The 20279-nt window shown below is 41.7% G+C and carries 23 protein-coding genes; 17 read left to right on the top strand and 6 right to left on the bottom strand.

Features of this window, described 5'->3' with window-relative positions; genetic code table 11:
- Positions 1–41 precede the first annotated feature (41 nt).
- Both pstB and phoU read left to right on the top strand, forming a co-directional pair.
- Complete coding sequence (gene pstB, locus RH061_RS16220) at positions 42–815, top strand: phosphate ABC transporter ATP-binding protein PstB (RefSeq protein ID WP_225649973.1); 774 nt, start codon at positions 42–44, stop codon at positions 813–815.
- A gap of 38 nt (positions 816–853) precedes the next feature.
- A complete protein-coding gene (gene phoU / locus RH061_RS16215; protein ID WP_311071695.1) occupies positions 854–1513 on the top strand; it encodes a phosphate signaling complex protein PhoU in 660 nt (219 codons plus the stop codon).
- A 76-nt stretch (positions 1514–1589) separates the two neighbouring features.
- Here phoU and RH061_RS16210 read toward each other — a convergent pair whose 3' ends face one another.
- Both RH061_RS16210 and RH061_RS16205 read right to left on the bottom strand, forming a co-directional pair.
- Positions 1590–2066 carry a hypothetical protein gene (locus tag RH061_RS16210; RefSeq protein WP_311071694.1) on the bottom strand — a complete coding sequence of 159 codons (477 nt, stop codon included), beginning with the start codon at positions 2064–2066 and terminating at the stop codon, positions 1590–1592.
- Positions 2063–2437: a hypothetical protein gene (locus RH061_RS16205; RefSeq protein ID WP_311071693.1), complete on the bottom strand. Its 375-nt coding sequence runs from the start codon at positions 2435–2437 to the stop codon at positions 2063–2065. Before RH061_RS16205 ends, RH061_RS16210 begins: the two co-directional genes overlap by 4 nt.
- A gap of 329 nt (positions 2438–2766) precedes the next feature.
- Between RH061_RS16205 and RH061_RS16200 the strand changes: the two genes are divergently transcribed.
- The 9 genes from RH061_RS16200 (at position 2767) to RH061_RS16160 (ending at position 10067) form a co-directional block, all read left to right on the top strand.
- Positions 2767–3210, top strand: a complete 444-nt coding sequence (locus RH061_RS16200; protein WP_311071691.1) for a DUF4912 domain-containing protein — start codon at positions 2767–2769, stop codon at positions 3208–3210.
- The gene (locus tag RH061_RS16195; protein ID WP_311071689.1) at positions 3207–4418 is read left to right on the top strand and encodes a glycosyltransferase family 4 protein; all 1212 of its coding nucleotides are present in this window, start codon (positions 3207–3209) and stop codon (positions 4416–4418) included. The genes RH061_RS16200 and RH061_RS16195 overlap by 4 nt, the downstream gene beginning before the upstream one ends.
- Positions 4415–5047 carry a hypothetical protein gene (locus tag RH061_RS16190; protein ID WP_311071687.1) on the top strand — a complete coding sequence of 211 codons (633 nt, stop codon included), beginning with the start codon at positions 4415–4417 and terminating at the stop codon, positions 5045–5047. Before RH061_RS16195 ends, RH061_RS16190 begins: the two co-directional genes overlap by 4 nt.
- Before the next feature lie 56 nt (positions 5048–5103).
- Entirely contained in the window at positions 5104–5253 is a 150-nt protein-coding gene (gene rpmG, locus RH061_RS16185; RefSeq protein WP_084221782.1) for a 50S ribosomal protein L33, read from the top strand.
- Between the two features lie 139 nt (positions 5254–5392).
- Complete coding sequence (locus RH061_RS16180) at positions 5393–5962, top strand: 5-formyltetrahydrofolate cyclo-ligase (protein WP_311071685.1); 570 nt, start codon at positions 5393–5395, stop codon at positions 5960–5962.
- Positions 5952–6740, top strand: coding sequence for a DUF92 domain-containing protein (locus RH061_RS16175; RefSeq protein WP_311071683.1), 789 nt, complete (start codon positions 5952–5954; stop codon positions 6738–6740). The genes RH061_RS16180 and RH061_RS16175 overlap by 11 nt, the downstream gene beginning before the upstream one ends.
- A 129-nt stretch (positions 6741–6869) precedes the next feature.
- Positions 6870–7814, top strand: coding sequence for an L-lactate dehydrogenase (locus RH061_RS16170; protein WP_311071682.1), 945 nt, complete (start codon positions 6870–6872; stop codon positions 7812–7814).
- A gap of 369 nt (positions 7815–8183) precedes the next feature.
- Positions 8184–8381 (top strand): hypothetical protein, encoded by a 198-nt coding sequence (locus RH061_RS16165; RefSeq protein ID WP_311071680.1) that lies wholly within the window; start codon positions 8184–8186, stop codon positions 8379–8381.
- A 138-nt stretch (positions 8382–8519) separates the two neighbouring features.
- Positions 8520–10067: a rhomboid family intramembrane serine protease gene (locus RH061_RS16160; protein ID WP_311071679.1), complete on the top strand. Its 1548-nt coding sequence runs from the start codon at positions 8520–8522 to the stop codon at positions 10065–10067.
- On the opposite strand, the gene RH061_RS16155 is transcribed toward RH061_RS16160, so the two are convergent.
- Positions 10039–10920: a hypothetical protein gene (locus RH061_RS16155; protein WP_311071678.1), complete on the bottom strand. Its 882-nt coding sequence runs from the start codon at positions 10918–10920 to the stop codon at positions 10039–10041. The two genes, RH061_RS16160 and RH061_RS16155, sit on opposite strands and share 29 nt — an antisense overlap.
- Before the next feature lie 262 nt (positions 10921–11182).
- On the opposite strand from RH061_RS16155, the gene RH061_RS16150 reads away from it, so the two are divergent.
- The 4 genes from RH061_RS16150 (at position 11183) to RH061_RS16135 (ending at position 16361) form a co-directional block, all read left to right on the top strand.
- Positions 11183–12643, top strand: a complete 1461-nt coding sequence (locus tag RH061_RS16150) for a spore germination protein (RefSeq protein ID WP_311071676.1) — start codon at positions 11183–11185, stop codon at positions 12641–12643.
- A gap of 361 nt (positions 12644–13004) precedes the next feature.
- Positions 13005–13211, top strand: a complete 207-nt coding sequence (locus tag RH061_RS16145) for a YqgQ family protein (protein ID WP_167831552.1) — start codon at positions 13005–13007, stop codon at positions 13209–13211.
- A 16-nt stretch (positions 13212–13227) separates the two neighbouring features.
- Complete coding sequence (locus RH061_RS16140) at positions 13228–14205, top strand: ROK family glucokinase (protein ID WP_311071674.1); 978 nt, start codon at positions 13228–13230, stop codon at positions 14203–14205.
- Between the two features lie 272 nt (positions 14206–14477).
- Positions 14478–16361, top strand: coding sequence for an LTA synthase family protein (locus RH061_RS16135; protein ID WP_311071673.1), 1884 nt, complete (start codon positions 14478–14480; stop codon positions 16359–16361).
- A gap of 67 nt (positions 16362–16428) precedes the next feature.
- Here RH061_RS16135 and RH061_RS16130 read toward each other — a convergent pair.
- Positions 16429–17609, bottom strand: a protein-coding gene (locus RH061_RS16130) for an IS3 family transposase (protein WP_311070725.1) whose coding sequence is annotated in 2 segments (ribosomal slippage) — positions 16429–17321 and positions 17321–17609 — 1182 coding nt in all. Because the reading frame shifts where the segments join, the coding sequence is not laid out codon by codon here.
- 311 nt (positions 17610–17920) lie between these two features.
- Here RH061_RS16130 and RH061_RS16125 point away from each other — a divergent pair.
- Positions 17921–19081 carry a YqgU-like beta propeller domain-containing protein gene (locus RH061_RS16125; RefSeq protein WP_311071671.1) on the top strand — a complete coding sequence of 387 codons (1161 nt, stop codon included), beginning with the start codon at positions 17921–17923 and terminating at the stop codon, positions 19079–19081.
- A 25-nt stretch (positions 19082–19106) separates the two neighbouring features.
- On the top strand, positions 19107–19424 hold the full coding sequence (locus tag RH061_RS16120; RefSeq protein WP_311071669.1) for an MTH1187 family thiamine-binding protein: 318 nt from the start codon (positions 19107–19109) through the stop codon (positions 19422–19424).
- Positions 19425–19469: 45 nt separating this feature from the next.
- Here the strand turns inward: RH061_RS16120 and RH061_RS16115 are convergent, their stop codons facing one another.
- Both RH061_RS16115 and RH061_RS16110 read right to left on the bottom strand, forming a co-directional pair.
- A complete protein-coding gene (locus tag RH061_RS16115) occupies positions 19470–19643 on the bottom strand; it encodes a DUF2759 domain-containing protein (protein WP_311071668.1) in 174 nt (57 codons plus the stop codon).
- 111 nt (positions 19644–19754) lie between these two features.
- Entirely contained in the window at positions 19755–20234 is a 480-nt protein-coding gene (locus RH061_RS16110; RefSeq protein WP_311071667.1) for a hypothetical protein, read from the bottom strand.
- Positions 20235–20279 lie beyond the last annotated feature (45 nt).

Genomic DNA, 20279 nt, shown 5'->3' with positions numbered 1-20279 from the left:
CATTAGTAACAGATAAGGCGAAGACGACTGTAAATACAAACATGGTGAAAGAAGATGCTCAAAAGGTTGTATATGAAACAAAGGATCTTAACTTGTGGTATGGTGAAGGTCACGCGTTGAAAAACATTAACCTGGCGATAAATGAGAATGAAGTAACAGCTATCATCGGACCATCGGGCTGTGGTAAATCGACCTACATCAAAACATTGAACAGAATGGTTGAGTTGGTCCCTACGGTTAAGATTTCCGGAGAGATTTTATACAGAGGCCGAAATATCCTTGAAAAGTCCTATCAGGTTGAGGATTTGAGAACAAGTGTCGGTATGGTGTTCCAAAAACCAAATCCGTTCCCTAAATCCATTTATGACAATATCGCTTACGGACCTAAGATCCATGGAATCCGTGATAAGAAAATCCTTGATGAAATTGTGGAAAAGAGCTTAAGAGGCGCTGCCATCTGGGATGATGTAAAAGATCGTTTGAACCAGAATGCCTACGGCTTGTCTGGCGGACAGCAGCAGCGTATCTGTATCGCGCGTGCCCTGGCCATTGAACCGGATGTCATTCTGATGGATGAACCTACATCTGCACTTGACCCGATTTCCACCTTGAAGGTCGAGGAGCTGGTACAGGAATTGAAGAAAGACTATAGTATCATAATCGTTACACATAACATGCAGCAGGCTGCCCGTATTTCTGACAAGACTGCATTCTTCCTGAATGGGGAAGTCATTGAATTTGCCGAAACGGATAAGATCTTTTCTAATCCATCAGACAAGAGGACTGAAGATTATATCACTGGACGATTCGGTTGATTTTTTATCTTGAAATTTCATTGGAAGGATGAGGATGCATGGTAGTTAGAGGGAAGTTTGAAGAAGATCTGAAGACATTGCATGAAAAATTGCTGGAGCTCGGAAACTTTGCGGTCACCGCACTTAACCAGTCGCTCGAAGCTCTGGAAAATAAGGATATTGAACTGGCTTTGAAAATTCTTGAAGATGATGCGGAAGCTAATATACTGGAAGAAGAAATCAATGATTTTGCGATTTTATTGATTGCTAAACAGCAGCCAGTTGCTGTAGATTTAAGACGTTTGATTGTTGCAATCAAAATTGCGACTGATATCGAGAGAATGGCGGACTTTGCTGTCAATATCGCCAAGTCAACAATCAGGATTGGTAAAGAACCGCTTGTTAAGCCAATTGAGCACATCAAACAGATGCATCAGTTATCTGTTGAAATGCTGAAACTATCTCTGGAGGCCTATAACGAAGAGGATCTAGGAAAAGCAAGACAGGTTGCCCAGATGGACGATCAGGTAGATGACCTGTACGGACAGACGATCAAGGAACTGTTAAGCCTTGCGCAATCGAAGCCAGAGCAGTTGGCCCAAATCACTCAGTTGTCATTTATTAGCCGTTATCTTGAACGTGCAGCTGACCACGTGACAAATATCGCTGAAAACGTCTTTTACCTCGTAAAAGGGAAGAGATATGATCTTAATCAATAAGAATGAAGGAGCAGGGGATCCCTGCTCTTTTTTTAATACAAAAACAAAGACCCTCCGAAAAGAGGGCCTTCATTCATTATCTGTTCTTTGTGATGATTTTCGCGATTTGGTGATAATCCAGGCCAGTAGTCAATTCATATTTTCCGATTTGTACCTTTGTGTGGTAACCCTGGTCAATCAGGAATCGCTCGAATTTTGTTTCGTCGTCGATGATCCCCTGGCTTTCCAGCATCGTCGCGACATCACCTGGTGACATACCGCCGGCGATTACGAGGGTGAACTTCTTTTCTTCCTTTACTTCTTCTGCTTTTTCAGCAGGTGCTTCTTCTTTCGGTTTTTCTTCTTTTACAACTTCTGCTTTTTTCTCGTTAAGCTTGGCGAATTCGTCGCTGCTCAACACCTTATAGCCTTTTTCTTCAAGAATCTTCTTGGCGTCTGTAACGCCAACTTTCTTCTCCGGCTCTTTCTCGGCGATCACGCTGCTGCCCGCCCAGAGAAAAATCGCTGCAAAAATAAGTCCTAATGCGAATGCTTGAGCTGTTCGTTTATTCATACGATCTGTCCTTTATCAACGAATTCATTAATGATTTCCTGGACTTCCTGGTTGGTGAGAGATGATTGCTTTGCAATTTGGTTTATATCCATCCCTTGCTGGGCAAGTGACCAGACTTGGTTTTTAATGATTTCGTGTATTTGCTTTTTGCCAGTATGAAATGAGGATTGCTTTTCCAGAGTTGTATCACTGACAAGCAATTCTTCCTCCAATACTTTAAGCTTTTTCTTAATTTGGTATAGATCCTGGATTTGTTGGATTGTCAGCTGGTCGATTTCTTCTCGCAATTCTTTGTAAGGATCCTTTAAAAAGAAAGAAAGGACGAAAAGAAGCACGGCCAGGACAATAAGACTGGTGATTATATAGCCCATCTGTTATTCCTCCCGAGCTGTTATTAGAACACATAGAATTAGTTTACCATTCAAGTATGGATAATTCGATTGATATTTTTTTCCTGAAAAAAAATGATAGTTTTGTCTTATTATGATTTCCAATCGTTGTAAAGGCTGTCGAATCCCCTCCATATTTGTAATCCTAAAAGACTATTGAAAAATAATTGAAGAGTTCGGCGCAGAGTACCCAGCAAGCTGCAAATTGCGACAATTTGCGTTCATTGTGGCTGGGTAAGGAACATGCTAACATGAATTTAACGAATATATTTCCATTTCTATTCATATAATGGTTCATTTGGGGGTGCATCGTGACAGAGAGACAACATAAATTATACAAGCTTCAGGACCAGTTGGTTGCGAAAAGCCTTTCGCCTGGAAAGCTGTTGGTTTACTGGCAGCTGCAAGAAGAGAAAGTCAGGTTCATTGCCGATTACTTTTATATACCGGAAGACAAGATCATCAAGAGCCTGCGCTTATATGAACACAATTCCAGAAGGGTCCTCCAGGAAATCATTTTTCGTCCTGGTGTATCAAGTTGGATGTTCAAGGGAATCAAGCCACACGGTAATTATTATGTTGAGCTGGGAGTTAAACGCAGTCCGGATACGTTTTTGCCATTATTAAAATCAAATTTGATTATTCAGGATACCAGCATACACTTAACAACAGTCCAGCCAACCAAACCTGGATGGGTTGGTAAGGTGAGCACTTACACCTATTATGAGAATCTGGAAGGGAGCATCCACAAGTGAAAGGCATCGAGAATAAAAATAAAACTATTTTGATGCTTTCATGGGAATATCCACCTCATATAATAGGCGGGCTTGCCAGACATGTACACGCACTGTCAGAAGAGCTTTCCAAACGAAATCAGCAAGTACATGTTTTAACAAGTAAACCGAATGATAGCACAGACTATGAAAAACAAGGCAATGTTCATATTCACCGCGTTAATCCAATCAATGAACAAGACCCAGATTTCCTCTCCTGGATGGCCGGGTTGAATGTTGCCATCATCGAAGAGACATTAAAAATCGCAAACCATATTGAATTCGATATTGTTCACACCCATGACTGGATGACTGGAGCTGCAGCAGCTTTTCTGAGCAAAAAATTGGAGATCCCACTGATTGCAACAGTACATGGTACGGAATTTGGACGAAATAAAGGAGTTTTTTCGGATCTCCAACAATTTATTTCCAAGAAAGAGGACGAGCTTTGCCATGATGCAGATGAAATCATCGTATGCAGTGATTTTATGGAAGCGGAGGTCATCTCTTTATTTAAGGTCCCCGCTGAAAAAGTTACTGTCATACCGAATGGAGCAGTGTCAGGCCAAGTGGGGAAGCCGGTTTTCGATATAGAGGAATTATATCCATTTTTAAAAGGAAAGAAAGTGATTTTCTCCCTAGGAAGAATCGTGAAAGAAAAAGGGTTCCAGACCTTGATTGCTGCTGCAGACCTGTTGAGGCATAAGCATGGGGACTTATGTTTTGTGATTGCTGGTAATGGCCCGCTATTAGACTGGTACAGGGAAAAGGTTAGGGAAATGGAACTTGATGGATTTGTCCATTTTATCGGTTTCATCAAGGAAGATATTCGGACAAGCATGATGAAGAGGGCTGATCTCGCTGTTTTTGCCAGCAGCTATGAACCATTTGGACTTGCTGCTGCTGAGACGCTTGCTGCAGGTGTGCCGACCGTCGTGGCGAAAACCGGAGGAATGCAAACCTTGATCGAGGATTATCAAACTGGATTCTATATGCAGCCAGAGGATGAAAGAAGTCTTGTCCACATTATAGAATGGATCCATGAAAATGAAGCTTTGACTAAAGAAATCGGGAGAAATGCTATGGAATCAATCAAGGAGAAGTTCAGCTGGGAACAAAATGCAAAGGCTACAGATTCACTGTATATAAGAGCGTTATCAAAGATTTGCCATAAGGAGGGTATTAGATGAAGGTGAATGCTTATCTCCAGATCGAAAATGAAGAGAACTACGAACGGAGCAGGAAACCACTGATCTTTAGTCCAGGCATATGGGTGAATGGCAAAGTATATTGGCTTGGGAATATGACAGAGAAACTTCTGCCACAAGAAGACCTATCGATACGAATCAAACAGGCAAATGTCCATTCAAAAGTTGATTTTTTCGACCTATATGTGACCAACCATTCGAAAGTTGACAAAGAAGCGAGGCTAATTTTGATGCAGCGCCATGCTGAAAGTGCCACCGAACAATTCAGCTTTGTCTCACCAAATGAAAATGTGATCTTTCATTTTGCGGATAAAAGAGTTTACCTTGTAAACGGATTGAATGGCAATGGAAAGATGAAGCAGTGTACAGTCCAGCCAATATGGAATATAAGCACTGAACGGCTTTGGAATTGCCGGAAATCGGGGAAGCTTAATTATCAGCCAATGGCAAAAGGGTCTGCAGCCAGCCTATTCTCACTTGATCTGAAAATGAACCCTCGTGAAACACAAAAAAGCAGCTGCTGGATGATTGAAGGAAATGAAAAAAATACAGTGGTAAGTCTCAATACAATGCTTTTAAAAAACACACTAGCAATTCCCGACAAAAAGTGATATTATAGAAAAGTCGTATGCACGAACCTAGCTTGAATAGTTTGGAGGGAAATTACATGCGTGTAAATATTACATTAGCTTGCACAGAATGCGGAGAGCGCAACTATATTTCTAAAAAAAATAAGCGTAACAACCCAGATCGTCTTGAGCTTAAGAAATACTGCTCTAGAGATAAGCGCGCAACAGTACATCGCGAAACAAAATAAGCAGCGGGATTTTTCCCAGCTGCTTTTTTGTTTGCCTAAAATCATATAAATCATTTCTCCGATGCTGCCAGGAATGGTATGGTTAATATATAAGGGATCAATACATATATGAGCCGATAACGTTTGGGGGGAAACATGAATGGATGCAAAAAAAGACCTGAGAAAAAGCATAAAAGCAAAATTATCAGAGTTGAGCCTGCCGCAATATGAAGACTTGAGCTATAAGGTTGCTCAGCAGCTATTTGATACTGAGGAATGGATTGATGCTTCAACAATCGCGGTAACTGTTTCGAAAGCTCCGGAAGTCGATACTTTCCAAATCATCAGGAAGGGCTGGGAACAAGGGAAAAGGATTGTTGTCCCAAAATGCGAACCAAAGTCACGTCAATTGAACTTCAGAACATTGAAGAGATTTTCTGAACTCGAATCAGTCTATTATGGCTTATTGGAGCCGATTGTTTCCGAAACGGAGTCAGTAAGCCCTGATGAAATAGACTTAGTGGTTGTGCCAGGACTAGCTTTTTCAAGAGACGGTTATAGGCTCGGGTTTGGGGGAGGATACTATGACCGATTTCTGGCAAACTATCAGGGAAATACGGTTTCCCTGGCGTTTAAAGACCAGGTTGTTCCTGAAGTTCCCGTTGAAAGCCATGATATACCGGTACGAAAAATAGTAAGCAGTGAAGGAGTCATCATCATTGGGGATTGACCAGCTCTTGGTAATTGGGTTTATTGCCATATTCTCGACAGCTTCAGGGTTTCTTAAATTATTGAAACCATCGGGAGCAATTGCTGCTTTTTTAACCGGTTTCCTGGTATGGGCAGGGTTCGGTTTGAAGGGACTTATCTTAATGGGAGTTTTCTTCCTTACCTCCAGCCTCCTTTCCAGGTATAAAAGTAAAGTGAAGGAACAGCTGGGAGAAATACACGAAAAAGGCTCGGCAAGGGATTGGGCCCAGGTAGCTGCAAATGGAGGGACCGCAGCGTTTGCAGGCCTGGCCAATTTCATTGCACCTGATTCGGTTTGGCTCCTAATACTTGCCATCTCCCTAGCCAGTGCCAATGCAGATACATGGGCATCAGAACTCGGTGTATTAAGCAAACAGCAGCCAATATCGATCAAATCTTTTAGAAGGGTGCCACGAGGAACTTCAGGTGCAATCTCTGGTTTTGGTACGGCAGCATCAGCAGCAGGTTCCTTGTTGATAGCTTTAACTGCTTTTTTACTTTTCGGCGGGGGCCCTGGTTGGGTTTTATTCGTGTTTATATTCGGGTTGGCAGGGTCGTTGGTAGACACATTGCTAGGTGCCTATATTCAAGCTGAATTCAAATGCGTTCGCTGCAATGTTCTTACTGAAAAACTGACCCATTGTTCGATGCCAACCAAGAAGGTTTCAGGTTTTAGCAGAATGAACAACGACGCTGTAAATTTTATCTCATGTTTTACAGTGGCTATAATGGGAATGTCATTATATAGCATGCTCTAAAAGCAGCCGAATTGAATTGTAACAAAATGTTTATAATGATAACGTTTGCTTAGAAGAAAAGCCATGTATTCAGCTGAGAAGAAAAAGTACAATCTAATTAACAAATAATTTTACAAGGTGGGACCCTAGATGAAAAATCACGTAAATCGTGTTGTCCTGGTTGGAACAGGCTTCGTTGGATCAAGTTATGCATTTGCAATGGTCAATCAGGGAGTAACTGAAGAGCTAGTGCTAGTTGACCTTAACAAGGAAAAGTCTGAAGGGGACGCGATGGATTTAAACCATGGTATGGCATTCGCTCCCTCCCAGACGAAAATATGGTTTGGCTCATATGCTGATTGCAAGGATGCAGACTTGGTAGTTCTTTGTGCAGGTGCCAATCAAAAACCAGGAGAAACAAGGCTTGATCTTGTGGAAAAAAACTCAAGGATTTTTAAGAGCATTGTTGATGAGATCATGGCAAGTGGTTTTGATGGGATTTTCCTTGTGGCAACAAACCCTGTTGATATCCTTACATATGCTGTATGGAAATACTCCGGCCTGCCAAAGGAACGAGTCATCGGTTCTGGGACGATTCTGGATACAGCAAGATTCCGATTCTTGCTCGGAGACTATTTTAAAGTGGATACCCGGAATGTCCATGCCTATATCATAGGAGAACATGGGGATACGGAATTGCCTGTATGGAGTCATGCTGATATAGGCGGAAAGCCAATCGCAAAAATGATGAAAGATCAGGAGCATTTTAAACATGATGATCTTGAGGAAATTTTCACAAATGTTCGTGATGCTGCCTATCATATCATCCAGCGTAAAGGCGCTACCTATTATGGGATTGCCATGGGTCTTGTCCGCTTGACCAAGGCGATACTACAGGATGAAAACTCGATTTTGACCGTTTCGGCACAACTGGACGGCGAATATGGCCATGAAGATATCTACATCGGAGTGCCAGCTATCGTTAACCGCAGCGGAATCAGGGAAATCGTTGAACTCTCCCTGGATGAAGATGAACAACAGAAGTTTGACCATTCTGTGGGTGTATTGAGGAAAGTGATGGACTCGATCATATAATGAAAGATGGATGGGCTGCAGATCAATGCTGCCCATTTTTCTAGCTTTTAAAAAAGTATAAACTTCGTGCACATAAATTATTGTCCAGCTCCAGCGCCTAACCAGTTTTCATCTTTGCTAGTGCTTCTTCGAGTATCTTGCGAGAAGCGTTAGCTTTGAGCAGCTCGAGTCGCTTCGGTCCGCCCAATGAAGTCAAAAAGCGACTTCACCGGTCGGCCCTCAAGCGCTTGTCGGGGCTGATCAAGGCGCGTGCGCTTTTCTGATGTAACCGCTTTCTTCTATTATATATGCATCTTTTTTCAGTAATTCTTAAAAGATGAGTGGATAAAAAGTTGGGTTAATTACCAAAATAGTAAGGGAGGGATTTATATGGCTAGGAAAATGGTCTCGATCTTTATGCTTGGATTGGCTGGATATTTTGTTTTTGAGAATAGGTACAGGCTTATGAATATGCTTCTAGGCAACAGGTTCTTACGCCGGGTGGCTGTGGGATCAATCATGGGAATGCCTGGTATCAGAAGCAAAATGATGGATTCATTATTCTCAGGACCTTCAGAGTTTCAGTAAAAGACCTTGTGAGGTCTTTTTCTGTTTCAAAGCGTTCATGATATCTTGATGACGGACCTTTAGTTTATAATGATTTTATAGAGGAAAAACAATATACATATTAACGGCAGGGACCGGAGCAGGAAAGTAGGGGAGAAGTTGGCTTTTTTGGAAGAGTATTTGTTTTGGAAGGTCGCGGAATTCCTGATTGTGAAAAAGGAGTATCGTATCCTCCAGCTATCGCAGGACCATGGGGAGCTATGGCTGGAAAAGACAGAAAACAAGCATTCGCAGGTTGTTCGCCTGCTGAAATATAATCTTGATTGGAGCAACTGGCTACACCGCGATATCAGAATGACTTCGGAGAATGGGGACAGAATCCGCAGGAAACTAGCTAAAGGAGACTTGAAGATTCTTAATCTATACTTTAGCGCTTATCCTCCTGTGGACGATTATGAGTTCAGGATCGAAGAACCGGCTCTCTCGGAGAATGGCAAGGTGACGGTTGAATCCATACTAGTGGAAAGAGCAAATGCGTCTGAAGCATTAAGTAAAATAGAAAAAAGGTTCGATGATGAAATAGAGGTTGAACTGGCAGAGGAATTTTCAATTGATGATATAGAGTCCATCAAGAAAAATGCCCTGTCCAAAGCGGTAGGCCGTGCTAAAGAGGAGCAATCCATATTTAATTATGGGAAGCCTTTTTTCACCTATATATTCATAGCAATCCAGGTATTAATGTTCCTTGTTCTTGAGGCAGCTGGAGGCAGCACGGATACATCGACATTGATTAAATTCGGTGCCAAATTCAACCCGCTCATCCTAGAGGGAGAATGGTGGCGCTTCTTTACACCAATTATCATCCATATAGGGCTGCTCCACTTGTTTATGAACACCCTGGCTTTATATTACTTGGGTACGATGGTTGAACGGCTATACGGAAACATGAGGTTTTTATTTATATATATCATTTCTGGATTCAGCGGGGTGCTGGCCAGTTTCATTTTCAGTCCTAATCTTTCGGCCGGGGCGAGCGGCGCGATCTTTGGCTGCTTTGGCGCATTGCTCTACTTTGGTGTTGCGAAGCCGAGGCTATTTTGGAGGACATTGGGGCTGAATATCCTTGTAGTGCTTGGCATCAACCTTGCCTTCGGTTTCACGATTCCTGGAATCGATAATGCCGGACATATAGGAGGACTTGTTGGCGGATTCGTCTCAGCAGGCATTTTCCACCTTCCAAAAAAGAAACGTCCACTGCTGCAAACTGCCTTTCTTCTCGCTGCGGTTGCAGCAATAGTTTTATCATTGCAATATGGTTTTAGCGGAAAAGCAAACTTAGTGGATGAAAGTTCGATCTTGGTGCTTGCCCAACAGCATATTAAAGAGGAAGAGTATGAGCGGGCTAATGAGCTGCTGTCAGACTATGGACGGTCGGAGACACTTTCGGCCGAATCATTATTTATGCTTTCCTACACTGAAATAAAGCTGGGCAGGCTTGAGGATGCTAAAAGCAATCTTCTTAAGGTAGTTGAATTGGCTCCGGATTTCCACGAAGCTTATTATAATCTCGCTTTGATTTACTTAGATGAAAAAAGCCTGGAGGAAGCCCGGACCTACGCAGAAAAGGCAGTAGAGTTAAAACCTGGGCAGGAAAGCTACCGCCAAACACTTGAACAGATCAATCACTACCTTGAAGAAGCTGCTTGAGCACGATGCTCTCGCCTGCATCAGTTTGTGTCACAACCAGCAGATGGCTTTTATCTTTTGAAACCAGGATCAAAGGCATGGTACTGTCAATCGGGTCAACGACAGTGCCATCGCTTTTTTTTATGCCCAGGTAATAATTTTTATATAACCCCTCCCAAAGCTTTCCGATTATATTGGCAGTCTCCTTTTGAGTAAATCCCCTCAGTGGCTGGTCTTCAAACTGTCTGATTGTATCGAGTGGGACCACAATATAATCGCCCGCCCTAAACCCATAATTTTTTTCAGCCGTTTGCAGGCTTTTATTCAGTCTGTTCCTTACACTCTGATCCAGTACCTTTTTCCATTCTTTCTCCTGGTTGCTTTTGGCGACCGAAAAGGACTGTAGTGGGCTGAATGGTGAATCAATCACATACAGCAAGTCATCAGACATCCTTTGCACGCTTGTGATTCTGTCCCCGTCCCCATGAAGTTCTGAATAATGAAAAGTGATGGCGTCATATTTTGCACTTTCCCCGCTTGAAACGTAGTCCTGCTGCTCTAAAGCTGCAGTCTCCTGATCCCATTTGGCCAACTTACCTTTCAAGAGACCGTTAACAAACAAGAGACCCATATCCTGTCTCAAGTATGCCTCCTGCTCTAAAGTTGACTGTACCTTCCAATCAACTAAATGTTTATTATTCTCTTTATCTTTTTCTAAGTTTAAAGATGTGCTTGCACTTTTGTACTTTACTGCCTCATTCAAGGGAAAAAAAGTGATGGTCTCTTCCGTACTGTTTATATTCTGAAGCTGGATCATTAGAGCTGAGACTGCTATAGCCAGTACACTAATCCCCAAAAATAAATACTTTTTCATTAGCTCACCCTTTTCAAATTATCAGGAGTCGGTATAACCACTATATGATACTTGTCCGGAACACATGCAATTAAGTATGATTTTCCCTTAATTTGTCTAAGATGGTGAAAGAAGTGGGCAGGAAAATATTGGACTGCATGATTTGTAAGGCGGATTCCTGCTTTTGTATGCATTCATTTCAATTTCATCCTGCTCCCAAAAGAATGATATAGAAATGGAAAAAGTTTGCAATAGAGCTGTTATGAAAGGTGTTTGAATAGATATGGCAGAAAAACCGAAGCATCCCGTACACGAAAGCCTAAAGAAAAATATTGAATTTTTAAGAGAAGAACTCGGAATTGGCAAGAGCTTTGATGTCATCCAGCTGGATGTAGAGTACGCTGGCAGAGAAATGGCGTTGTTTCTGGTGGATGGATTTGTAAAGGATGATATCCTGCTCTATATCATGCAATTGCTTGCTAAGCTCGAGGAAGGAGCACTGGACGTTGAAACCCTCAAAAAGCTGGTTAAGACGTACATACCTTATGTAGAGGTAGAAACGACTAATGATCTTGATAAAGTTGCGGATATGGTACTCGCTGGTCCAACTGCGCTGGCTGTGGATGGCGTGGCAGAAATCATCCTGATCGACGCAAGAACATATCCTGTCAGGGGACCGCAGGAACCTGATACCGAAAGGGTTGTCAGAGGTTCGAGAGATGGTTTTGTGGAGACATTGGTTTTCAATACCGCCCTTACTAGGAGGAGAATTCGCGACCGCACCTTGAGAATGGAGTACATGCAGGTTGGCAGGAGATCCCAAACGGATATCGTAGTCTGTTACATAGAAGATATTGCTGATTCCGATATGGTCAAGAAAGTAAAGGACTCTATCAGTAAAATTGATACCGATGGATTGCCGATGGGGGAGAAGACGATCGAGGAATTCATTTCTGGCCAGCACTGGAATCCATTTCCGACCGTACGATATACAGAGCGGCCGGATACGGCTGCAACGCATCTGTATGAAGGACATGTCTGCATCATCGTTGATGGCTCACCCAGTGTCCTGATTACTCCGACGACCTTTTGGCACCATTTGCAGCATGCCGAGGAGTACCGCAATAAACCGCTTGTGGGAGCTTACCTGCGAATGGTAAGGTTCCTGGCTGTGTGGGCGTCCTTGTTCTTGCTGCCACTATGGTATTTGTTCGCAGTCAAACCGGAATTGCTGCCAGAGAAGATGGCCTTCGTTGGCCCTAATGATCCAGGACAGACTCCTTTATTTCTACAGTTTTTCCTGATTGAAATTGGAATCGATGTACTCAGGATGGCCGCGATCCATACACCGACCTCCCTGGCAACGGCGCTTGGACTTGTCGCGGCCCTTATGATTGGACAAGTGGCGGTCGAGGTAGGACTTCTTACGAATGAAGTCATTCTTTATCTTGCGATTGCGGCAATCGGAACCTTTGCTACGCCAAGCTATGAAATGAGCCTTGCCAACCGGCTTGTGAGGATATTCCTGTTAGTGTTGACTGCAGCATTCCAACTTTACGGATTCCTGATTGGTGTCGTGCTGTTCATCATCCTGCTCGCAAGAATGAAATCCTTCGGTGTACCATACCTATGGCCATTCATTCCATTTAACCCAAGGGCGTTCCGAGACGTACTCGTCCGGTCACCCATCCCATTAAAAAACAGGCGGCCGAGAATACTCAAACCACAGGATCCAGATCGGTAGGATGCACCTAATAGTATTCCCGTTATTCATCTGAACACCTGACATCATTGTCAGGTGTTTTTTATATCGACAAGATATACATATAGACGAGAAACGTACCCTTATGAGGGGTTAACAGATTCCATAAAGGTACATTTAGAAGAAAAACGTATCTTTTTCCGGTTCAATTCCTGTAGGAGCACAATGAGCAAATGTATAGCATTCAAAGATCATCTCAACTCCTATTTATTTTAAAAACAGATGAAACGCTTTCGTAATTGTCATAAAATCTTCTCCTGCATACTTGAGGAGGCATAGAGTATCCTTTATACTAAAGTAATGTAAGCATGTTCTTATTTTCACAAACATTGAGGGGATTACGTTGAAGACGATTTATGACATCCAGCAGTTCCTGAAAAAATTCGGGACAATTATTTACATAGGTGACAGGGTGGCGGACTTAGAGCTGATGGCCGCTGAACTTAAGGAACTTTATAATTCCCAATTGATTGAGACAAAAGATTACCAGTCTGCGATTTTGCTTTTGAGACAAGAAATCCGGCTGGAAACAGAAAAAAAACGCAAATGAGAAAAGGTGACAGATAATGGCTGAAAAATGGCTTGTAGGTGTAGATTTAGGTGGAACAACAACCAAACTTGCGTTCATAAGCATGTATGGTGAAATCCTTCATAAGTGGGAGATTCCAACAGATGTTTCAAACGAAGGGAAAAATATAACAGTCAATATCGCTAAGGCTATTGACGCAAAACTTGAGGAGTTAGGCCATTCAAAAAGTGAAATCATCGGGATCGGCATGGGCGCTCCTGGTCCAGTTGACCTTGCGACCGGCGTGATTTTTGAAGCAGTGAACCTTGGATGGAGAGAGCCTTATCCTTTGAAAGACTTGCTTGAAGTCGAAACCTCGCTTCCAGCTGTTATCGATAATGATGCTAACTGTGCCGCACTGGGTGAGATGTGGAAGGGTGCTGGAAATGGTGCCAAAGATCTTGTTTGTGTCACCCTGGGAACAGGTGTAGGCGGAGGTGTCATCACAAATGGGGATATCGTTCACGGAGTGAGTGGTGCTGCAGGAGAGATTGGCCATATCACTTCATTGGCTGAAGGCGGAGCGCCGTGTAACTGCGGCAAAACTGGCTGCCTGGAAACCATAGCATCTGCAACCGGAATTGTCAGGATTGCTACTGAAGCCTTGAACAAGGAAGCTTCAACCGGAGAACTGGCCGCAGTTTATAAGGAAACAGGCTTTGTAACGGCTAAAGATGTTTTCGATTCTGCAAAAAGAAACGATCAATTGGCGTTGAAAGTCATTGATTCAGTGGCTTTGCATTTAGGAATTGCACTTGCGAATATCGCCAATACTCTAAATCCGGAAAAGATCGTCCTAGGCGGCGGAGTTTCCAAAGCTGGGGATGTCCTACTTAATCCGATAAAAGAACAGTTTTTGCGCAATTCATTTCCTCGTGTAGCTCAATCAACCGAAATCAGTATCGCCACATTGGGAAATGATGCTGGTGTGATTGGGGCTGCATGGCTGGTCAAGAACAAAATTGGCCAAGAATAACTAGCTGCAGGGAGTTTTCAGTGAGAAAACTCCCTGTTTTTTATGAGGAAAAAGTTTCAATTTTCAGAATTTGGACATTCCTGAAACCTTTTAAGGTTTAATTCGTCTAAAGTAGTGGAAAATCACAATAATTGGTCTATCCTTTTTTACTTTGATTTTGTTTGCTTTTTAGAAAAAAAAGTATTAAGATTATCTTTGATTCTCGAACGAGTGGAAAAAATAACCTAAAAATTCCCACATCTGTTATTTTTGACAGGGAGGTAACAAGCAAAATGAAGAAAAATACATGGACTAAAGCATCCATTGTTGCTATTGCGACGATCCTGCTTTGGCTAAAGACTTATATTGCCTATAAAACTAGCTTTGATATAAAGATTGAAAACTGGAGACAGGAACTCATTTTGCTAATAAATCCCCTAAGTTTCCTGATGATCATCCTGGGGATCAGCATGTTCATGAAGGAGAAGGCCCAGAAACGCTACATTTTAATAACAAGTTTCATAGTTTCAGCTATCTTGTTCGCTAATGTAGTGTTCTACCGTTTCTTTAATGACTTCCTGACGATACCTGTGCTTTTCCAGACGAGTAATATGAGTGATTTGGGCAGCAGTGTCACCGAATTAATCAACATCAGCGATCTGTTTTATTTTGCAGACTTGCTTGTACTGGCACTTCTTTTAAAATTCAAACCAAATGTAATAGAATTTCGTGAATATACAAAAGTGGACCGCAGATCTTTCTTTCTTGTCGCGATTGCGATTGCTTTCTTTAACCTGGGAATGGCGGAAACTGAGCGGCCTCAGCTGTTGACAAGAACATTCGATAGAGAAATGCTTGTTAAAAATATCGGAACGTACAATTACCACCTATATGATGCTTACTTACAATCTAAGTCTTCCGCACAGAGAGCAATGGCTGATGGCAGCGAGCTTGCAGACATCGACAACTATGTGCGTGCAAACTATTTACCGCCTAACGATGAGATGTTTGGTATTGCAAAAGGGAAAAATGTCATTTTGATATCGATGGAATCCACCCAGAACTTTGTCATAAACCAAACTGTGAATGGACAGGAAATTACGCCATTCCTGAACGATTTCATCAAAGAGAGTTATTACTTCAATAATTTCTATCATCAGACTGGCCAGGGAAAAACTTCTGATTCTGAATTCCTGGTTGAAAATTCACTGTATCCACTAAGCCGAGGCGCTGTTTTCTTTACCCACTCTGGTAATGAATATACAGCGACACCTGAAATCTTGAACGAAAATGGCTATTTCACTGCTTCTCTGCATGCGAATAATAAGAGCTTCTGGAACCGGGATATCATGTATCAATCACTGGGCTATGAGCGATTTTACTCCTTGCCGGATTATGATGTAGAAAAAGAAAATTCAGTAGGCTGGGGCATGAAAGATATTGAGTTCTTCCAGCAGTCAGTTGACCATTTGAAGGCTATGCCAAAGCCATTCTATTCGAAGTTCATTACATTGACGAACCATTTCCCATTCGAACTGAATGAGGAAGATCGCTTTATCGAGCCTTATACGTCAAATGATAAGACAGTCAATAATTATTTCCCAACTGTACGTTACCAGGATGAGGCTCTAAAGCTATTCATCCAAAAATTGAAAGATGAAGGTCTTTACGAAGACTCAATCATCATTTTATACGGTGACCATTATGGGATCTCAGAGAATCATAATAAGGCGATGAGTGAATACCTTGGCAAGGATATCACACCTTTTGAAAGCACTCAGCTTCAGCAAGTGCCGTTAATCGTCCATATTCCTGGGCAAGAAGGCAAGATAATGCCTACCGTTGGCGGACAGATTGACTTGAAGCCGACCATCCTTCACCTGTTAGGAATCGATTCAAAAAATAACATCGATTTTGGTTCCGACCTATTCTCGAAGGACCGAAATGATTTCGCTGTTCTGCGTGATGGCAGCTTCATCACAAAGGATTATGTATTCACAAGAGAAACTTGCTATGATAAGGCAACTGGTGAACCGACCGAAAAAACAGCTTGTGAACCTTACTCTGATCAAGCAAAGAACGAGCTCGAGTACTCCGATAAAATCATTTACGGTGACTTACTGAGATTTTATGAAGATGAAGACAAAGAAAATGGTTCTTCAAAATCAAATGAGTGATATAGAAAAACCTGTGCCTTAATATGATTAGTGGTCATGACCCCGTCAAGTAGACAAGACAAAAAAGCTACGCAGCTAACGCGTGTCGATACTCAATCGGCGCGCGTTTCTTTAATTTCTTTTGAGTCCGTTTGTAATTGTAATGATAGATGAATTCTTCGATTGCTTGCCGTATTTCCTCTTCTGATTTACACTGTGCTATATACAACTTTTCGGATTTGAGATGTGAGAAGAATGATTCTACGCATGCGTTATCAAGGCAGTTTCCTTTGCGAGAGTGGCTGCCCTTGACGCCGAATGTCTCTAACCTATTGTTGTATGTCTTGGACGTATACTGGAAGCCTTGATCCGAATGGAGAACGGCTCCAGCTACGTCCTTTTTATTTGTCCATTCATCAACAGTTTTTAATACGAGTTCTAAATCATTTCGTTTGGATATTTGCCATGCCACGATTTCATTGTTGAATAGATCTTGAATGACCGACAGGTAATAAAACTCTTTGCCGTCAGAAACATATGTGATATCTGTTGCCATTTTCTGATTTGGACCCACCGCTTTGAAATTTCTCTTTAGGCGATTTGGACATATAACTGAAGGTGTATGGCCATGGCGTTTCCTTTTCTTCCGGATCACCGACTGTATGCCCATCTCCTTCATCAACCTGTACACTTTTTTATGGTTGATCAAAAAGTCACTTTCCTTTAACCAATCTGTTATTCGAGGACGCCCGAACTCTGGATGAATAAAATGAATGGCCATTATATGTTCTCGTACATCCTGTTCTTGTTTGAACCTTTCCTCGCGTTGTGGCAGAGTTGCTTTCCACTTATAGTAAGAGGCACGCTTGATTCTGGCGATTTCCATTAACCAGGTGACAGGGTATTTCCCCCTTAACCCTTCAATGATTTCATATTTTGCCTGACGGGTGATGTCTTCTCCTCCTTTACCAGATTTGGATACTGCTTTTTTAAGTATTCTACCTGTGCCTTCAAATAATCTCTTTCTTCTTCCACCGTTTTAAAGTTAGTACGTGGCCTTCCTTTTAAAGGGTTTGATACTCCACGCCGCTCATCAAATGACTGTCCGTTCATCCACTTCTTTACCCATACTTTAAGCTGTGTACAATTGCGGATCCCTAACTCTTCGGCCACTACCTTATAACTTTTAGATCCATTAACGTATGTTAATACTGCTTTCTGTTTGAATTCATTTGTATAACGTTGAAACTGTTGTCCTTTCTTAGCCATAGAAAAATCCCCTCCAAGTATCCATTCTTACCTCCATGGTACCATGGAGGTTTTTTTGAATGTCTACTTAAAGGGGATAATATCATAGGGTGCAGGTTTTTTATTATAAAAAATCTAATTTTTTAGTAGCAATTTACCTGAATCAATGAGATATTACATAGTGCAGAATAACAGTATTTCTGGTTTCAAAATGGAGTAAAAAACTAATTTTCAAAGTCAGTATATGATGATATTATTTATTAATTTTTCATAATTCATTGAAACATTTAGGCGTTTCTAACGTACAGATATATACAAATGGGGGTGCTGAGGTGAAAAACATTAAGGAAAGTACATATCGTGTACCTTATGTTATAGGTGTGATCCTGATCATCATCACTTCTGCATCAGCCCTTTCTGGCTGCATTCAGAAACTTGAAAGTTCATTACATAAAAGAGCTGGGCACAGTCTAGAGAGGATGAAAGAATTGCCATCTCCATCGTTTTTGGGGGGAGAAATCATTCCTATTCATATTGGTGAGCAGGAGGAATTCTATAAATCAGCAGGGTGGCTTAGTGATTCAGAAATCCTTTATGTTTCAAATAAAGATGAAAATACTTCTTTATTATATTCATACAACCTTGGGACAGGAAAGGCAGAATTGCTATATAGAAGTTCCCAGCCAATCACAACAGCGGTACCAAGTCCAGATAAGAAAAAGGTGTTGATCCATAGCGCTGCATCAGGAGAAGGCCTCCTTACTATAATTGATTTGTCAGGTGCAGAATTGTATTCAACAAGCATTCAATCATATGAACTAACTTTTGAATGGAATCCGTTCGATGAAAATTTGATAATGGTATCCGCATTTACAGAAGAATGGGATTTCAGCAGTTATTTGCTGGATTTGAGGAACAATAAGCTTGACGAGATTCAACTGCCAGAGCCTTTTGTCAGATGGATTTCTAAGGATGTACTTGTTTACCAGGATTGGGACGAAGAAGGGATGGAGCTAACGGCACCATTGAAATCCTTATCACTTAATGAAAGCAAGACTGAAACCTTGTTTGAGGATATTTATCAGTTCGATTCCATAGAGCCTTATTTAATGACTGTCAAAGTGAATGATAAAGAAGATCAAGGATTGGGATTATATTCATTCATCAGGGACGGCGATAAACCGGTGGCCAGTTTTTCAGCACCTTTACTGACCTCTTTTTCTGGATGGGTCGTTCCGTTTTATGATTTAATGGAAAATGGGAAGAGCTTTATTTATTTGAAGGCAAATAGGCAGGGAGACGCCGATCTATATGATGGCGGATTTAATTTGATGCGTTATGATTTAGAATCCCAAAAAGAAGAAATGGTGTTCAGCGAGCTGGCCAATGAGCCACTTTCCTGTTCACCTTCGGGAGAGATGTGCCTGTATGGATTCCAGCTCGAAAAAGTCTTGAATATCGAGACAAACGAGATTTTTGATCTCGTTTACTAATTGATTTTGCAAGGAGAGATAATAAATGGCAATTGTCGATGTAACCGTTATACCAATTGGAACACAGACACCAAGTGTGAGTTCTTATGTAGCGGATATCCAAAAGATTCTTAAGCAGTATGAGGAAAAAGGCGATATCCAGTATCAGCTTACGCCGATGAATACTTTGATAGAAGGAGAACTGCCAGTCTTGTTTGAGGTGATCCAGGCAATCCACGAAGCACCTTTCAATGCAGGGATCCATAGAGTAGCCACAAATATCCGGATTGACGACAGGCGTGACGTGAAAAGAAGGATGCAGGATAAGGTAAACAGGGTAAACGAATTATTGAAAAAGCAGTAAATGAAAAAGACCACCTGCAATGGTGGTCTTTCTCTGTGTCTAAAATTAGTGCGCTACTGGGAATCCGTTGTAAAGGACTGTCATGACTGTGAACCAGCCAATAACCAAGAATGTTCCCCCACCAAAGACGATACCAAGAATGTTCTTGTTTTTAAGCGCCGAGAAAGTTGCATAACCGGCAAGCAATGTGACTAAAGCCAAGATAATTGCCAATCCCATGATAAAAGCCCCCTTCATAATTAGGCAGACATAAGCCTGTTTGTTGAATAAGTTGATTGAATTTAGGCGGCAGCCTGTTATGTAATGACAAGCATACACTCGTTTTATATTTTATATTTTTTTACACCATTTGTCGAGGTCTAAAAACTCAACTTTCACTTCATATGCCTTTACTATACCCAATACCAAGTCAGTATAATGGTTTATGGTAAAATAAATATCTTCTGAAGATGTGTAAACGAGATGTTCTTCCAGCTGAAAAAGAGCCATTTCAATCTGGGTATCGCTGCCATCTGTAATCGTGAAGGCTGAAAGATCATTAGTGTATAAATAAGTATCGGTACCAATGTGAAATCCGTAATCATAAAATTCAGCACCAGCAGATCCTTCCACTTTTATCAGTTGATGTGTATCCTCATCTAGGTCAGCTTCTGCCAGCAATGCAGAGGCTGCTTCCGCCATTGCCAGCTGTCCATAAATATAAAGAGTTCCATGGACAAGCTGCGGAGGGGCTTCTGTCCGAAGTAACTGTTCGAATTCAGGCAGTTCCTTGATTATGGGGTTAGCCTCAATAGCAAAGAAAACTTGCATTATATCGTCTCCTTCGTGTTTTAATGGAGAACACCTAACCATTTT

The sequence above is a fragment of the Mesobacillus jeotgali genome (assembly GCF_031759225.1).
Classification (GTDB): domain Bacteria; phylum Bacillota; class Bacilli; order Bacillales; family Cytobacillaceae; genus Mesobacillus; species Mesobacillus jeotgali_B.
Note: the sequence above shows the minus strand (reverse complement) of the source record. Positions and strands in the feature narration are given on the sequence as shown.

What these genes read in the sequence shown, in the direction of transcription:
- pstB (WP_225649973.1), top strand. Translation starts at nt 42, where the DNA reads ATGGTGAAAGAAGATGCTCAAAAGGTTGTATATGAAACAAAGGATCTT.
- phoU (WP_311071695.1), top strand. Translation starts at nt 854, where the DNA reads ATGGTAGTTAGAGGGAAGTTTGAAGAAGATCTGAAGACATTGCATGAA.
- RH061_RS16210 (WP_311071694.1), bottom strand. Translation starts at nt 2,066, where the DNA reads ATGAATAAACGAACAGCTCAAGCATTCGCATTAGGACTTATTTTTGCA.
- RH061_RS16205 (WP_311071693.1), bottom strand. Translation starts at nt 2,437, where the DNA reads ATGGGCTATATAATCACCAGTCTTATTGTCCTGGCCGTGCTTCTTTTC.
- RH061_RS16190 (WP_311071687.1), top strand. Translation starts at nt 4,415, where the DNA reads ATGAAGGTGAATGCTTATCTCCAGATCGAAAATGAAGAGAACTACGAA.
- rpmG (WP_084221782.1), top strand. Translation starts at nt 5,104, where the DNA reads ATGCGTGTAAATATTACATTAGCTTGCACAGAATGCGGAGAGCGCAAC.
- RH061_RS16180 (WP_311071685.1), top strand. Translation starts at nt 5,393, where the DNA reads ATGGATGCAAAAAAAGACCTGAGAAAAAGCATAAAAGCAAAATTATCA.
- RH061_RS16170 (WP_311071682.1), top strand. Translation starts at nt 6,870, where the DNA reads ATGAAAAATCACGTAAATCGTGTTGTCCTGGTTGGAACAGGCTTCGTT.
- RH061_RS16165 (WP_311071680.1), top strand. Translation starts at nt 8,184, where the DNA reads ATGGCTAGGAAAATGGTCTCGATCTTTATGCTTGGATTGGCTGGATAT.
- RH061_RS16155 (WP_311071678.1), bottom strand. Translation starts at nt 10,920, where the DNA reads ATGAAAAAGTATTTATTTTTGGGGATTAGTGTACTGGCTATAGCAGTC.
- RH061_RS16150 (WP_311071676.1), top strand. Translation starts at nt 11,183, where the DNA reads ATGGCAGAAAAACCGAAGCATCCCGTACACGAAAGCCTAAAGAAAAAT.
- RH061_RS16140 (WP_311071674.1), top strand. Translation starts at nt 13,228, where the DNA reads ATGGCTGAAAAATGGCTTGTAGGTGTAGATTTAGGTGGAACAACAACC.
- RH061_RS16135 (WP_311071673.1), top strand. Translation starts at nt 14,478, where the DNA reads ATGAAGAAAAATACATGGACTAAAGCATCCATTGTTGCTATTGCGACG.
- RH061_RS16120 (WP_311071669.1), top strand. Translation starts at nt 19,107, where the DNA reads ATGGCAATTGTCGATGTAACCGTTATACCAATTGGAACACAGACACCA.
- RH061_RS16115 (WP_311071668.1), bottom strand. Translation starts at nt 19,643, where the DNA reads ATGGGATTGGCAATTATCTTGGCTTTAGTCACATTGCTTGCCGGTTAT.
- RH061_RS16110 (WP_311071667.1), bottom strand. Translation starts at nt 20,234, where the DNA reads ATGCAAGTTTTCTTTGCTATTGAGGCTAACCCCATAATCAAGGAACTG.